Origin of the sequence: Paenibacillus albicereus, from assembly GCF_012676905.1 — a bacterium.
GTDB classification, from domain to species: domain Bacteria; phylum Bacillota; class Bacilli; order Paenibacillales; family Paenibacillaceae; genus Paenibacillus_O; species Paenibacillus_O albicereus.
Genome location: NZ_CP051428.1, coordinates 1,276,431 through 1,291,289, shown reverse-complemented (window position 1 = coordinate 1,291,289; position 14,859 = coordinate 1,276,431). Strand labels below are relative to the sequence as shown.

Genomic DNA, 14,859 nt, shown 5'->3' with positions numbered 1-14,859 from the left:
ATCTGACACAGGCGGTTCTGCTTCTTCCGCACTTCGGCTCGTCCCGACGCGCGAAGGCTCTCCCTCTCTCAAGAGTCCCGGGGAAGCAGGATCGTCTCCCTTTCACCTCAGAATGTGATTAATTTCACAAACTTGTCGCGCGCCGTCCCAGCAAGCATCGCGGAAGACATCAAGCCGCGCCAACCCTGTCCCGCCCATATCCCTCAAGGAGGAATCCCTTTATGAAAATCGCCGTCATCGGATGCACGCACGCCGGAACCGCCGCTGTCAAAGCCATCGCGGCCGAGCACCCCGAAGCCCGCATCACCGTCTATGAGCGCAACGACAACATCTCGTTCCTGTCGTGCGGCATCGCCCTGCATGTCGGCGGCGTCGTGAAGGATCCCGAGGGACTGTTCTACAGCAGCCCCGAGCAGCTCGCCAGCCTCGGCGTCGACACGAAGATGCGGCATGAGGTGCTGCGGATCGATACAGCCGCCAAGACGCTCCGCGTCCGCAACCTGGAGACGAACGAGGAGGTCGAGGACGGGTACGACAAGCTCGTCGTGACGACCGGCTCGTGGCCCATCGTGCCGGACATGGAGGGCATCCGCCTGGACAACGTGCAGCTGTGCAAGAACTTCTTCCACGCCAAGGAGATCATCGCCCGCGCCGGAGCGGCCCGCAAGGTCGCCGTCATCGGCGCCGGCTACATCGGCATCGAGCTGGCGGAGGCGTTCTGCGATCTCGGCAAGGACGTGACGCTGCTCGACAACATGGACCGCGTCATGGCCAAGTATCTCGACGCCGAGTTCACCGACGCCGCCGAGGAAGCGCTCGCGGAACGCGGCATCCGCACGGCGCTCGGCGAGAAGGTAAGCCGCTTCGTCGGGCAGGACGGCCGCGTCGCCAAGGTCGTCACCGACAAGGGCGAGCACGAAGCCGATCTGGTCGTGCTGTGCATCGGCTTCCGCCCCGGCACCGAGCTCGTGAAGGGGCAGCTCGACATGCTCGACAACGGAGCGCTGCTCGTCGACGAGTATATGCGCACGAGCGATCCCGACGTGCTCGCCGCCGGCGACAGCTGCGCGGTGCGCTACAATCCGACCGGGCAGCAGTCCTACATCCCGCTGGCGACGAACGCGGTGCGCATGGGCACGCTCGCCGGACGGAACCTCGTCGAGCCGAAGGTCAAGTACCGCGGCACGCAGGGCACGTCGGCGATCAAGCTGTTCGACCTGAACATCGCTTCGACCGGCATGACCGAGGACGCCGCCGAGGCAGCGGGCATCGACGCCGCCGCCGTGACGCTGCGCGAGTCGCATCGCCCGGACTTCATGCCGGATGCCGAGGAGGCGCTGCTCAAGCTCGTCTACGAGCGGGAGACCGGCCGTCTGCTCGGGGCTCAGGTCCTGTCGAAGGCGGATCTGACCCAAGCCGCCAACACGCTGTCGGTGTGCATCCAGAATCGCATGACGACCGAGGACCTGGCCTACGTGGACTTCTTCTTCCAGCCGCACTACAACCATCCGTGGAACCTGCTCAACCAGGCCGGGCACGCCGCCGAAAAGCAGCGCGCCGAGGCTCGCCGCCCGCAAGCGGTGGCCGAGCCGGCGAAGGCGGAGGCCGCTGCGGAACCCAAGGCCGGCCGCCGCGCCAGCGCCTGACGGACATGGGACCGAGGCCGAAGGGCGGGCTCTTGCAGCGGAGCCTCGGCCAGCTAGCCGGCCGCCGCGATCGACCGGCGTCCGGCGCGCCGCTGGACCCTGAAGCCGATCGCGGCGGCCCGCTCGGGTTCGCACGCTCTCCCGACCGGGCCGGCTGTCCGGTTCGCCGCATGAATCCAAAAAGGACGCCTTCCGGGCGTCCTTTTTGGAGCGCCGAGGCATCGGATCGGACGAAGCGTCCCCGGCTTGCTCCCGGGCCGCAAGAGGCGGAACGACAGCGGAAAAGCAAGTTGTGCAAACGCTTGCCAAACGGCGAGGTTGCCCTTATAATAATCCCAGAAGTCAAAGGCAATGCTACCCCAGCCATCCGGGTACAACCTCGCGCGGCCGCCGCCTGGTTGTGCCCTTTTTGTTGCCTGTCCGCGCCGTCGCGCGGCAGCCGCGCCGACTCCATATCCGATGAGGAGGAATCACCATGAATCTCGAAGCGATCTATCACCGCCCGCGCGGAAACTGGGCCTATGCCTACGACAAGGCGACGCTGCACATCCGGCTGCGGACCAAGAAGGACGACCTGGACGAGGTCGTCCTCCTCCACGGCGACAAGTACGCCTGGGACCGCACGCTCGAAAAGACCTTCATGGAGAAGCTGCCGTCCGACGAGCGGTTCGACTACTGGCAGGCCGCCGTGCAGCCTTCGCTGCGCCGGATGAAGTACGGGTTCGAGCTGCGCTCCGCCGAGGAGACGCTGTATTTCGAGGAGAAGGGCTTCCGCGAGGACGAGCCGGCCGATCCGGACAAGATGTTCGACTTCCCGTACCTGAATCCCGCCGACGTCTTTTCGCCGCCGGACTGGGTGAAGGAAGCGGTGTTCTACCAGATCTTCCCGGAGCGCTTCGCGAACGGCGATCCGTCCAACGATCCCGAGGGCGTGGAGCCTTGGGGCGGCAAGCCGACGCCGAAGAACTTCTTCGGCGGCGACCTGCAGGGCGTCATCGACCATCTCGACCACCTGCAGGAGCTCGGCGTCAATGCGATCTATTTCAACCCGCTGTTCCAGGCGACGACCAACCACAAGTACGATACGTCCGACTACATGAAGGTGGACGCCCACTTCGGCGACAACGCGCTGCTGAAGCGGCTCGTCGACGCCTGCCATGAGCGCGGCATCCGCGTCATGCTCGACGCCGTGTTCAACCACAGCGGCAAGGAGTTCGAGCCGTTCCGCGACGTGCGCGAGAAGGGCCGGGACTCCAAGTACGCCGACTGGTTCCATGTGATGGAGTGGCCGATCCAGGTGAAGGACGGGCTGCCGACGTACGAGACGTTCGCCTTCGAGCCGCTCATGCCGAAGCTCAATACGGAGCATCCGGAGGTCAAGGAGTATCTGCTCGGCGTCGCCCGCTACTGGATCGAGGAGACGGGCATCGACGGCTGGCGGCTCGACGTCGCCAACGAGGTCGATATGGCGTTCTGGCGGGAATTCCGCAAGACGGTCAAGGATGTGAACCCCGATGCCTACATCCTCGGCGAGATGTTCCATGACGCCCTGCCATGGCTCGGCGGCGACCAGTTCGACGCAGTCATGAACTATCCGTTCACGCATCTGGTCATCGACTACGCGGGCAAGGGCATCATCGGCGCCGACCGCTTCGCGAGCAAGATCGGCGAGCTGCTCGCCAGCTATTCCGACTCGGCCAACGAAGTCGCCTTCAACCTGCTCGGCAGCCACGACACCGAGCGCCTGCTGACGCTGTGCGGCGGCGACAAGGAGCGCATGAAGCTCGCGACGCTGCTCCAGTTCGTCTTTCCCGGCGCGCCGTGCGTCTACTACGGAGACGAGATCGGCCTCGACGGAGAGGGCGATCCCGACTGCCGCAAGTGCATGGAGTGGGACGAGAGCAAGCAGGATCGGGAGCTGCTGGGCTTCTTCCAGCGGATCATCTCGCTTCGCAAGGAGCACCGGGCGCTGCGCGGCGGCAAGCTGGCGTTCCTGCATGCGGCCGAAGGCGACAGCCTGCTCGTGCTGGAGCGCAAGGACGAGCAGGATCATTTCCTGATCGCGGTCAATCCGGGCGCCGAAGCGGCTTCCGTCGAGATCGACGTGAAGCAGGAAGCGTGGGAAGACCTGCTCGGCGGCGGAGAAGCCAAGGCTTCCGGAGGCCGGCTGAAGATCGAGCTTCCGGCAAGCGGCTTCCTGCTGCTGCGCGCGGCTTCCTCGATCAGCGCGGTCGGCTTCCCTGCCGCCCGATAAGCTTCGGGCTCGGAGCTGGCCGGGACGGCTGACCGGACAGGCGGCGGGGAGATGATTCCCGGCGCGCGGCCGAAAGGCCGCCGCCCGATGCTTGAAGCATCGGGCGGCGGCTTGTTTTCGTCCCGAGCGGCAGGCGCCTCCGATCAAGGCAAGGCGCCGATCCGTATGAGCTGAGCTTCCGCCCTCCCGATCCGTTCGGAGGCGCAGGTTCCGCTTCCTGCGGCCATACGCGTCCGGGGCTCGCGCAACCGCCCTGCAGCCGCGCCGCTGTCTTGATTTTGTCCGCATCCAAGCTTACAATTTTTGATAGCTGAACCTTTCCATCAGGCGCCCCCAGCCTGCCATCCGCACAAGCAGAGGACTGTAACCGATGAACGTAACGATAATCGATGTCGCCAAAAAAGCCGGCGTCTCGCCTTCGACCGTCTCGCGCGTCATTTCCGGCAGCACGCGCATCAGCGCGGCGACGACGGAGAAGGTGAAGGCCGTCATGGAGGAGCTGGGCTATCATCCCAATCTAATGGCCAAAAATCTCGTGTCGCGCACGACGATGACGATCGGCCTGCTGCTGCCGCGCAACGCCGACGAGGCGTTTCTCGATCTTTTCTTCTCCGAGGTCACTCGGGGCATTCTCAGCCAGGCGACCCGGGCCGGCTACGACCTGCTGCTGAAGACGGGCAAGTCCGAGCAGGAAGAGCTGGAAGCGGTGACGAGGCTGGCGAAAGGCCGGCGCGTGGACGGCATCATCCTGCTTCAGTCGCGGCGCGACGATACGGTCATCCGCTATCTGCTGCAGGAGAAGTTTCCGTTCGTGCTCATCGGGCGCGACCCGGAGCGGCCGGACATCCTCTCCGTCGACAACGACAACGTGCAGGGCGCGTACGACGTGACCCGCCATCTGCTGGAGCTCGGACACCGCCGCATCGGCTATGCGGGCGGCCCGCTCGAGCTTGTCGTATCCTCCGACCGCTACGAGGGCTATCGCAGGGCGCTCGCCGAATCGGGCATCGAGCCGGATCCGCGATGGGTGTTCGGAGCGGATCTCATCCGCCAAGACAGCACGGCGGCCGTACGGGCGCTGATGGAGCAGCCGGAGCGACCGACAGCGCTGGTCGTCATGGACGATCTGCTGGCGTTCAGCCTGCTCGGCTCGCTGTCCGAGCTCGGCTGGAGCGTGCCGGGCGACATGGCCGTCTTCGGCTTCAATGACAATCCGATGTCTCCGGTGAGCACGCCGCCGGTCAGCTCCGTCGACATCGGCGTCTACCAGCTCGGCCTGCAGGCGGCAGGCCTGCTGCTGAAGTCCATCAAGAACGAGGAGATCGCGGAGCGGCGCGTCATCGTGCCTCATCGGCTCCTTCCCCGGGAATCGTCGCAGCCGCCCGGCTCGTAGGGCTCGGACACGGCCGGACAGGCTCGCCTGGAAGCTTTTGGCCCGGGCAGGAGGCATTCATCCGCTGCGTGCGCTTGACCGGATATGATACACTAGACAGGTCTGCCCTATTTCGGGGCAGGTCTTCTTTTATTTCTTGGAGCGAGACACTTCCCCCGGCTTCCCACGATCCGAAAGCCCGCTGGAAAAACGATGCTCGGCTGGAGGGTATTCATCATGCTTCGCCACGAGCCCGCCCTGCGCGGGAAACTGCTGCTGTTCCTCACGATTCTCGGTCCGATCGTCATCACCCAAGTCAGCTATACCGCAATGAGCGTGCTCGACACGATGATGTCGGGACGCGCCGGCACGAACGACCTCGCCGGAGTCGCCGTCGGCTCCAGCCTGTTCATGCCGATCATGACGGGGATGAACGCCATCCTGCTCGCCGTGACGCCGGTCATCGGCCAGATGATCGGCCGCGGCGACAAGGACGGCATTTCCCGTCCGGTCGTGCAGGCGCTTTACCTGTCGCTGGCCATGTCGCTGCTCGTGCTGATCGGCGGCTGGCTCGCCGTCGAGCCCGCGCTGTCGCTCATGGGTCTCGACGAAGAGGTGCATCGCATCGCCAAGCATTATCTGGGCGGCCTCGCCATCGGCTTCATTCCTCTGTTCGGCAGCTACGTGCTGCGGTATTTCTGGGAAGCCCAAGGCTACACCCGCATGACGATGGTGCTGCTGCTCGCGTCGCTGCCGGTGAACGCCCTGCTCAACTACGGCCTCATCTTCGGCGAGCTCGGCCTGCCGCGCCTCGGCGGCGTCGGCTCGGGCTACGCGACCGGCATCACGTACTGGCTCATCTTCGGCGCGTCGGTCTGGCTGACGTTCCGCACGGAGGCGCTGCGCGTCCACCGGCTGTTCCGGCGCTGGTACGCGCCGTCCTGGCGCAGCATGAAGGAGCTGCTCGGCATCGGCGTGCCGATGGGGCTGTCGACGTTCTTCGAGGCGAGCATCTTCGCCGTCGTGACGCTCCTCATGGGCGGCATGTTCAGCACGACGCATATCGCCGCGCACCAGGCGACGCTCAACTTCTCGTCGCTGCTGTTCATGGTGCCTCTGAGCATCAGCATGGCGCTGACGATCCTCGTCGCGTACGAGGCGGGCGCGGGACGCGCGCGCCATGCGCGCCAATACGCCCTGCTCGGCGTGACGACGGCGGTCGGACTGATGGTGACGGCCGCGGCGGCGCTCTACTTCGTCCGTTCGGCCATCGCCTCGTTCTATACGAACGATCCCGAGGTCGCCTCGCTGATGGTGACGTTCCTGCTGTTCGCGCTGGTGTTCCAGTTGTCCGACTCCTCGCAGGCGGCGCTTCAAGGAGCGCTTCGCGGCTACAAGGACGTCAAGGTGCCGTTCGTCGTCGCCTTCGTGTCCTACTGGCTGATCGGCATCCCGCTCGGCTATGCGCTTGCCGCGTGGACCTCCCTCGGCGCGTACGGGTTCTGGGTGGGCATCACCGCCGGCCTGACGTTCGCGACGATCGGCTTCGCGATCCGGCTGTGGATCGTGCAGCGCCCGATGGCGCTGCGCTCTCCCTCCTGACGCCGAACCGACCTCGACACTGAAAGAGAAGAGGCCGTGCATACGCACGGCCTCTTCTCTTTTTTTGTAAACGCGGCTCGCTCACAACCTCGGATCGTCCATGATGAGTCCGTCGACGCCGATGGATGCCAGCCGCTGCCGGTCCTCCGGGCTGCGTACGGTCCATGCCATGACGAGCGCCCCCTCTTCGTGCAGCAGCTTCACCAGCCTGCGGTCGAGCAGCGTCGTCTGCACGTTCACGTAATCCCAGGAGCGGGCCTGCTCCCTCCAATCGCCGTCCGCGAATTCAGCGGCCGCCTCTTCGCCGATGAGCGCGCCGAGCCGAGCCTCCGGCAGGAGTCGGCGCAGCCGCTCCAGCGAGCCGAGATCGAACGACTGCAGCAGCAGCCTATTTCCGAGAAAAGGCTTCACCCGCTCCGCCACCTGCGCCTCGATGCCGGGATAGAGCGCGGGGTCTTTCAGCTCGATGAGGAGTCCGATCCGGCCGGCGTACCGCTCGAGCACCTCGTCCAAGAGCGGGATGCGTTGGACAGCGGCGGCGCCGGAGGCGCGGCTATCGTCCGAGCGATGCTGCGCCCCGCCTCGGAACGAGAATCCGGCATCGAGCTGCCGCAGCTCGGCTAGGTCGGTGCCGCCGATTCGTTTCGCCGTGCCGGTCACGCGCTCGGCCGATTCGTCGTGGATGACCGCGAGCTGTCCGTCGCGGGTACGGCGCACATCGAGCTCGATCCAGTCCGCTCCCAGCCGGACCGCTTCGTCGAAGGCGGCGAGCGTGTTTTCCGGCGCGTAGGCGGAGGCACCGCGATGGGCGACGAGTTCCGGCTGCCCGTCTGCGACAGGCGAAGCCGACATCAGCAGCAGCGAGGCCCCGAGCCAACCCGCTGCGAGCAGCGGGCGGACCGCGCGGCGGATCGGATTCCCCTGGCGCATGCTTATTTGACCCCGTTGTAGACGAACGCCCGGATGATCTGGCGCTGCGACACGACGAAGACGAGCAGGATCGGCGCGACGAGGATGAGGTTGCCGGCCATCAGGATGTTCCAGGTGGCGACGCCCTCCACCTCGCGGATCTTGGCGATGCCGAGCGGCAGCGTGCGCGCCGTCTCGCTCGTCGTCATGACGAGCGGCCAGAAGTAGTCGTTCCAGTGCGCGATGAAGCTGAACAAAGCGAAGGTGACGAGCACCGGCTTGGCCAGCGGCACCATGATGCGGGCGATGATGCTCCATTCGCTCGCCAGGTCGAGCCGCGCCGCTTCCAGCAGCTCCTCCGGCACCTGCATGAAGCCTTGGCGCAGCAGGAAGATGCCGAACGCGCTGGAGGCGAAGGGCAGGATCAGCCCCAGATGCGTGTCGAGCAGCCCGAACGCGCTCAGCTCGAGGTAGACCGGCAGGAAGATGAGCTGCGAAGGAATCATGAGCGTCACCATGACGAGGCCGAACAGCAGCCGCGAGCCGGCGAACTTGCAGCGCGCGAAGGCGTAGGCGGCCGGGATGATCGTCAGCATCTGCAGCAGCAGGATGCCGACCGACACGATGAGGCTGTTGACCGCATACTGGAGGAACGGTCCTGTGTTCCACGCCTGGGCGAAGTTGCTCCATACCGGATCGCGGGGAATCCATTCCGGCGGGAAAATCATCGTCTCGGGCAGCGTCTTGAGCGAGGTCGAGATCATCCAGGCGAAAGGCATCGCGAACGCCAGCACGAGCGCCAGCAGCGCCGCGACGTTGAGCGCGCGCAGCACGAGGCGGAGCAGGCGGACCGCCTGCAGGCGGCTCCGGACTTGCGCATGCGGCAAGCCGCTGCCGGACGCCGGTGCGGCGACGAGCGTCTCTTCCGCTGCCGCAGCCGCGGCTGCGGCATGAACATTCGGTTTCATGGTCGGATCGCTCCTTTGCGAGGGCGTGCGTGCATGCTCCGAAGGAAGCAGGGGGCGCGAAAAGGCGGTGACCGATGCCCTTGAGCGGGTTTGCAAGCACGCCCTAGCGGTAGTGGACCTTGCTGGAGAGCAGCCGGAAGTAGGCCAGCGTCAGCGCGCCGACAACGGCGAGCAGGATGACGCCGGCGGCCGAGGCATAGCCGATCTTGAAGAACCGGAAGCCGTTCTCGTAGATGTAGTAGACGAGCGTGTTCGTCGAGTTGACCGGCCCGCCCTGCGTCATGATGGCGATCGTCTCGAACACCTGGAACGAGCCGATCAGATTGATGATGACGAGGAAAAAGATCGTCGGCGACAGCATCGGCAGGATGATCCGCCGGAACGTCGTCAGCGGCCTCGACCGGTCGAGCGACGCCGCCTCGAACAGGTCGCGCGGGATGCTCTGCAGCCCGGCGATGAACACGAGCGTGTTGTAGCCGAGCCCTTTCCACACGGCGACGAGGACGAGCGAGAGCAGCGACGTCGACGGATGCGACAGCCACTGCGACGGCCCGAACCCGGCAAGGCCGATGAACCAATTGAGCAGCCCGTACTCCGGGTCCATGAGCCAGCTCCAAAGCAGCGAGATCGACACGAGCGAGATGATATGCGGCGTGAAGATCGCGCCCTGTACGAACCCGTGGAACCAGCCCGCCCGGTTCAGCCACAGCGCGAGCGCGAGCGAGAGGGTCGTCGTCAGCAGCACGGTGAGCGCGGTGTAGACGGTCGTGTTGGAGAGCACCTGCCGGAAGTCGCTGTCGGCGAGCAGCTCGCGGAAGTTGCCGAGGCCGACGAACGCCTTGTCCGGGCTGACGAAGTTCCACTCGAACAGGCTCAGGTAGAGCATGTAGAAGATCGGATAGAGGAAAAAGACCGAGAAGATCAGGATCGCCGGAGCGACCATGCCGTAAGGGCGCAGCTTGTCGCGCAGCGTCATCGGCCGCCTCCCTCGCCGGCAGCGAGCGCGAGCTCCGCCTCGCCCGGCGCCGTCTCGCGCAGCCGGCGGCCGTCCTCGCCGAAGGCGTACAGCCGCTCGGCCGGCACGTCGATCGCGGCGCGGCCTTCCGGCGCCAGCGGCTGCAGGAACGTCTTGACCGCCGCGAGCGTGCCGGTCGGCAGCCGCAGCTGGCAAATCTGCTCGGCGCCGAGGCTCTCGCGGGTGACGATCTCGCCATAGAGGCGCAGCATGCCCGGCCGCGGCGGCGAGCCCGGCTCGGCGAACGCCGCATGCTCCGGCCGGAAGCCGACATGCCGCAGCCGTCCCGGCTCCCGCAGCGGCATCCGCGGCAGCTCGAGCGTCTCGAGGTCTTCCGCCCGCAGCACGTTCATCGCCGGCGTGCCGATGAACTGCGCCGCGAACAGGTTGTCCGGATCTTCATACAGCCGCATGGGCCGGTCGGCCTGCTGGATGACGCCCTTGTCCATGATGACGATCTCGTCGCCCATCGACATCGCCTCCACCTGGTCGTGCGTCACGTAGACGAACGTCGTGCCGAGCCGCTTGTGCAGCTGGATGAGCTCCGTCCGCATCTGCCCGCGCAGCTTGGCGTCCAGGTTCGAAAGCGGCTCGTCGAGAATGAACACCTGCGGCTGCTTGACCATCGCGCGGGCGAGCGCCACGCGCTGCCGCTGGCCGCCGGACAGGCTCTGCGGCTTTTTGTCCAGATAAGGCGCGAGCCCGACGATGTCCGAGATGTCGCCGATGAGCCGCTCGCGCTGCGCCTTCGGCACGCCTTTGTTGCGCAGTCCGAACTCGATGTTGCCGCGCACGCTCATCGTCGGATACAGCGCATAGTTCTGGAACACCATCGCGACGTCGCGCAGGCCCGGAGGCGTCTCGCTCACGTCCCGGCCGCCGATCCAGATCCGCCCCTCGCTCTGCCGCTCCAGCCCCGCCACCATGCGCAGCAGCGTCGACTTGCCGCAGCCCGACGGACCGACGAGCACGGTGAACGAGCCGTCCCGGATGCTCAGGCTCAAGTTCTCGATGACGGTCTCCTGCTTAAACCTCTTGCTTAGGCCGACCAGCTCGATTCCCGCCATGTCCGCTCACGCTCCCTTCCATTGTCGATCGGATGCCGCGCAGCAGCCGCTCCAGCTCCTCCAGCGTCCGCAGCCGCGCATCCCATCGCTCCTCCTCGTCCATCGCATACGGCGCGACGAGGCAGGTCCTGCCGCCCGCGCGCCGCATCGGCAGCAGGTCGTTCCATGCGTTGTCCCCGACCGACAGCAACTCCTCCGGCCGGTAGCCCTGGCCCAGCAGCTCCTCGATGCAGCGCTCCATCCCGTCCGGCTTGCCCGCGCCGCAGCGCAGCTCGGTGAACAGCCCCTGCATGCCCAGCGCCTCCAGGAAATCGAGCGCGGACGGCTCCGGCGTGTTGGTGAGCAGCATGATCCGCTCCAGCGCTCCGCACGCCGCCAGCTCCGCCAGCGCCTGCGCCAGGCCGGCGTGGCGGGCGAACGCATGCGGCCCGTCCAGCATCTCCCGGCGCACCCGGCCGAAGGCGGCCTCCACCGCTTGCGGCGACGCTCCGTGCCGCCGTCCGACCGCCGCGGCGATGCCCCAGCCGTCGCCGGCCGCGATCAGCTCGGGCGCCTCCGAGTTCGGCTCCGCAAGCCGCGGCCTCGCTCCGGCCTCTGCTCCGGCCTCTGCTCCGGCCTCTGCTCCGGCGGCTGCCTTCGCCGCGCCGCCCGAGCGGCACGCACCATCCACGCCGTCCGCGCCGCTCCCTTTGCGCCGTGGTCCGGCCGGCCGGAAGCAGGCCGCATACCGGGCCAGCTCCTGCGGCGGAATCGGCTCGCCGTCCCAGCTCCAGCCGCCGGCCGGCTCGCCGCTGCGGCAGGCGAGCACGAGATCCGCCTGCGGATCGTAGAAGCGCCCGAGCCGCAGCGCCCGCTTGCCGGCGAGGGCCTCGCGGCCTTCAAGCGCGGCCTTGGCCGCCTCCTCCGGACCGAGCGCCTCCTCCAGCATGTAGCGGACGTACCGCTCCGGAAACGCCTCATCCTGATACAGCGTCCCGTCCAGGTCGAACAGGATCGCCTTCAGCCCGCGCATCCACGGCTCCATCCGCTTATTTGCCCAGCAGCTTGTCGGCCTTGGCCGCCGCCTCGTCCAGCGTCTGCTGCGGAGAGGCCTTCGGGTCGAGGATCGCCTTCTCGATCGCCGACTTGATGAGGTTGGCCACCTCGGGATACGCGGTCTCCATCGGGCGCGGACGGGCATACTCCAGCTGGTCGACCGCCACCTTGAACTGCGGATTCTCCTTGAAGTGAGCCTGGATCTCCTCGCTCTCGACCGCCGAGACGCGCGTCGGCAGGTAGCCGACATGCTTGTGCTGGTAGATCGTATTCTCCTTGGACGTCATGAACTTGAGGAACTCCCAAGCGGCGTCCTTCTCCTCCTGCGAGCTCTTGGACGTGATGACCAGCTGGCAGCCGCCGGTCGGCACGCCGTACGACTTGTTCGCCGGCATGAACGACGTCTCCATCTCGAAGCCGTTGCCCTCCGCGATCGCGAGGCTGCCCGACACGCCGGCCGTCGAGCCGAACTTGAAGGCGGTCAGGCTGTTGGCCCAGTCCTTGTCCGCCGTCGCCCCGGCCTCGTCGCCGACCGGCATCTTCATCAGCTTCTCCTCCACGAGCTTCTTCCAGAACGCCACCGGCTCGACGCCCTCCGGCGCGTTGAAGGCCGACTTCTTGCCGTCCTCGCTCAGCATCGTGCCGCCGCTCTGGGCGACGAACGCCTCATAGAACCAGATGTCCGCCGGCATCGTCAGGCCGGACTTCCCCTTTTCCTTCAGCGTGCGGGAATACTGCTCCAGCTCGTCCCATGTTTTCGGCCCTTGCGGATCGAGGCCGGCTTCCTTCAGCATCGTGACGTTTTTGTACAGGATCGGCGTGCTGCGCATGAACGGCAGCCCGTACAGCTTGCCGTCGACATAGGCGTTGCCCATCAGGCCGGGGATGAAGTCGTCCAGCCGCAGCTGCTCCTTGTCCTTGTCGGCGTAGGCCGTCAGCTCCTCCAGCATGCCGGAGCGGGCGAACACGCCCGTCGAGGCGATTTCCAGATCGGTGACGGCCGGGGCATTGCCTGCCGCGAACGCCGCCTGCACCTTGGCATGCAGATCGGCGTAGCTGCCCTGGTGCTCGGCGGTGACGACGATCCGGTCCTGCGAGGCGTTGAACTGCTCGACCAGATGCTTCTTCGCTTCCTCGATCTTGTCGCCGTAGGCGTACCAATACTTGATCTGGATCTTCTCGCCTCCGGCCTGGGAGCCGGCAGCGGCGCCGTTCTGCGCGCCTTCGGCCGTCTGGCCCTCCGCAGGCGAGTTGCCCGTGCCGCAGGCGGCCAGCGCGGCCGTCATCAGGACGGCCAGGGAAGCGTTCCACCATTTGTTCATGTTCTTTTCCTCCGCTTCGATTGGGGTGACGTTCGTTTCTTGCGCATGAAAAAAGAGACCTCAACCGTACGCGCGGCATATGCCCGCTGCGGTCAAGGTCTCTCCGATGCTCCGACCTGTTTCGATTTACTTGTGCGTGGTACAAGCCCAGCTTAACGACGATTTGTCAGCGCTGTGTCAACGGGCGGTGAAGATGGTCTAAAGGCGGCGGGAGGAAGCGGATAATCCGCCTTCCACAGCGCCGGGCGCGAGCTGCTGATCGCGGCCGCCCCCTCCGCGAGGCAGAGCCGCCCCTGCTCGGGCTCCTGCAGCAGGCCGCCGGTGATGATCGGCAGCGGCGTGATCGCCCTCGCCCGGGCGATCACATCCGGCATCCGGGCCGGCATCAGCTCGACGAAGTCGGGCTCCGCCTGCTGCAGGCTGCTTTCCAGATTGGCGAGGCCGTCGGTGTCGACGAGGAAGAAGCGCTGCACCGTCAGCAGCCCTTTTTTGCGCGCCGCGCGGATGACTCCCGTCTTGGTGGAGATGATGCCGTCGGGGCGGACCGTGCGGACGAGATGGTCGAGGCCATGCGGATCGGTGCTGATACCGCCGAGCTTCTCCAGATGGAGGAACACCGGCAGCCCGTGCCGGCGAAGCAGCTCCACGTACGAAGGCAGGACGCCGATATGCCCGGTCAGCAGGAACACGCCGCCCAGCCGCCCGCTCAGCTCGGCTGCCTGCTCGATCGTGCGCGGCTCCTTGACGGAGGCGATCATGCGCTTCTCGCGCAGCCGCTGCCGGAACGCTGCGGCCGTCATCCCGTGAGGCTCGCGCCGTCCTTCAGCGCGATGCGGATCTCGCGGTCTCCCTGCTCTCCGCGCGCGCCGGGCGTCTGGCGGAAGTGATGCATGTGCGCGCAGATCGCGGCCGAGCCGGAGACGATCTCCTCGTCCAGCGCCTCCGCGGCCGACACCTCGATCGACTCGGGGCCGATCTCGACGACGCGGAACGACGGCACGTCGAGGCAGGCGGCCAGCTGGACGAATGTCCAGTTGTCCCGGGAAGCGATCGAATCGACATGCGTATGGCCGTTGAAGTACAGCCCGATGCCCTGCTTCCGGCCGAGCGCGCGCCACATGTCGACCTGCCGGTGGATCGAGCCCATGTCGCCCTCGGAGCGCGCCGTCGTCGCATAGACGGGATGATGGCCGAACACGAGCAGCGGCTTGTCGCCCGAGGCGACGACCGTCTCCTCCAGCCAATCGAGCTGCTCGTCGTCGATCCAGCCGCCCCAGTCGAGCAGGTCCTGGTCGCGCGCCGTATCGAGGAACGCCAGCATCGCGAGGTCGGTCTCGACGCGGCTGTAGCGCGGCTGTCCCGTCTGCGCCAGCACGTCCGCGCGCGGCTGCGCGTACAGGTCGTGATTGCCGAGCACATGGACGAAGCGGCGGTCCGCCCGGCCGGTCCAGCGGCCGATCAGCCCGTAGATTTCGCGCAGCTCGCGCTCCGTGCCGAAGTTCGTCAAGTCGCCGAGCGAGATGTGGAGGTCTGCGTCCTGCTCGAAAAAGCGCTCCATCAGCTTGCCGTAATACGCCTCGTGGCTTGCCTGCAGGCCGGCCACCGTCTCGTCGAACTCATGGTAATGCAGGTCCCCCATGACGATCAGCTTCAATCGGATCATCCTCCC

Annotated in this window: 12 protein-coding genes; 4 read left to right on the top strand and 8 right to left on the bottom strand. The window is 66.4% G+C overall.

The features are described 5' to 3' along the window. The first annotated feature begins 221 nt into the window (after positions 1 to 221). From HGI30_RS05645 to HGI30_RS05630, 4 genes are all read left to right on the top strand, one after another. Positions 222 to 1,646, top strand: coding sequence for an FAD-dependent oxidoreductase (locus HGI30_RS05645; protein ID WP_168906749.1), 1,425 nt, complete (start codon positions 222 to 224; stop codon positions 1,644 to 1,646). 475 nt (positions 1,647 to 2,121) lie between these two features. Next, complete coding sequence (locus HGI30_RS05640) at positions 2,122 to 3,900, top strand: alpha-glycosidase (RefSeq protein WP_168906748.1); 1,779 nt, start codon at positions 2,122 to 2,124, stop codon at positions 3,898 to 3,900. A gap of 370 nt (positions 3,901 to 4,270) precedes the next feature. Next, positions 4,271 to 5,293, top strand: coding sequence for a LacI family DNA-binding transcriptional regulator (locus tag HGI30_RS05635; protein WP_168906747.1), 1,023 nt, complete (start codon positions 4,271 to 4,273; stop codon positions 5,291 to 5,293). Positions 5,294 to 5,509: 216 nt separating this feature from the next. Beyond that, the gene (locus HGI30_RS05630; protein ID WP_168906746.1) at positions 5,510 to 6,874 is read left to right on the top strand and encodes an MATE family efflux transporter; all 1,365 of its coding nucleotides are present in this window, start codon (positions 5,510 to 5,512) and stop codon (positions 6,872 to 6,874) included. 81 nt (positions 6,875 to 6,955) lie between these two features. Here HGI30_RS05630 and HGI30_RS05625 read toward each other — a convergent pair whose 3' ends face one another. From HGI30_RS05625 to HGI30_RS05590, 8 genes are all read right to left on the bottom strand, one after another. Then, complete coding sequence (locus tag HGI30_RS05625) at positions 6,956 to 7,804, bottom strand: glycerophosphodiester phosphodiesterase (protein WP_168906745.1); 849 nt, start codon at positions 7,802 to 7,804, stop codon at positions 6,956 to 6,958. Positions 7,805 to 7,806: 2 nt separating this feature from the next. Then, positions 7,807 to 8,628, bottom strand: a complete 822-nt coding sequence (locus HGI30_RS05620; protein ID WP_407945032.1) for a carbohydrate ABC transporter permease — start codon at positions 8,626 to 8,628, stop codon at positions 7,807 to 7,809. Positions 8,629 to 8,854: 226 nt separating this feature from the next. Continuing rightward, on the bottom strand, positions 8,855 to 9,727 hold the full coding sequence (locus HGI30_RS05615) for a carbohydrate ABC transporter permease (RefSeq protein ID WP_168906744.1): 873 nt from the start codon (positions 9,725 to 9,727) through the stop codon (positions 8,855 to 8,857). Next, positions 9,724 to 10,833, bottom strand: coding sequence for an ABC transporter ATP-binding protein (locus HGI30_RS05610; RefSeq protein WP_168906743.1), 1,110 nt, complete (start codon positions 10,831 to 10,833; stop codon positions 9,724 to 9,726). The genes HGI30_RS05615 and HGI30_RS05610 overlap by 4 nt, the downstream gene beginning before the upstream one ends. Further along, positions 10,793 to 11,857: an HAD family hydrolase gene (locus tag HGI30_RS05605; RefSeq protein WP_168906742.1), complete on the bottom strand. Its 1,065-nt coding sequence runs from the start codon at positions 11,855 to 11,857 to the stop codon at positions 10,793 to 10,795. Before HGI30_RS05605 ends, HGI30_RS05610 begins: the two co-directional genes overlap by 41 nt. A gap of 4 nt (positions 11,858 to 11,861) precedes the next feature. After that, positions 11,862 to 13,190: an ABC transporter substrate-binding protein gene (locus HGI30_RS05600; protein WP_168906741.1), complete on the bottom strand. Its 1,329-nt coding sequence runs from the start codon at positions 13,188 to 13,190 to the stop codon at positions 11,862 to 11,864. Positions 13,191 to 13,342: 152 nt separating this feature from the next. Continuing rightward, positions 13,343 to 13,990, bottom strand: coding sequence for a glycerol-3-phosphate responsive antiterminator (locus tag HGI30_RS05595; protein WP_168906740.1), 648 nt, complete (start codon positions 13,988 to 13,990; stop codon positions 13,343 to 13,345). Further along, positions 13,987 to 14,844 (bottom strand): metallophosphoesterase family protein, encoded by an 858-nt coding sequence (locus HGI30_RS05590; protein ID WP_168906739.1) that lies wholly within the window; start codon positions 14,842 to 14,844, stop codon positions 13,987 to 13,989. The genes HGI30_RS05595 and HGI30_RS05590 overlap by 4 nt, the downstream gene beginning before the upstream one ends. Between the last annotated feature and the right edge of the window lie 15 nt (positions 14,845 to 14,859).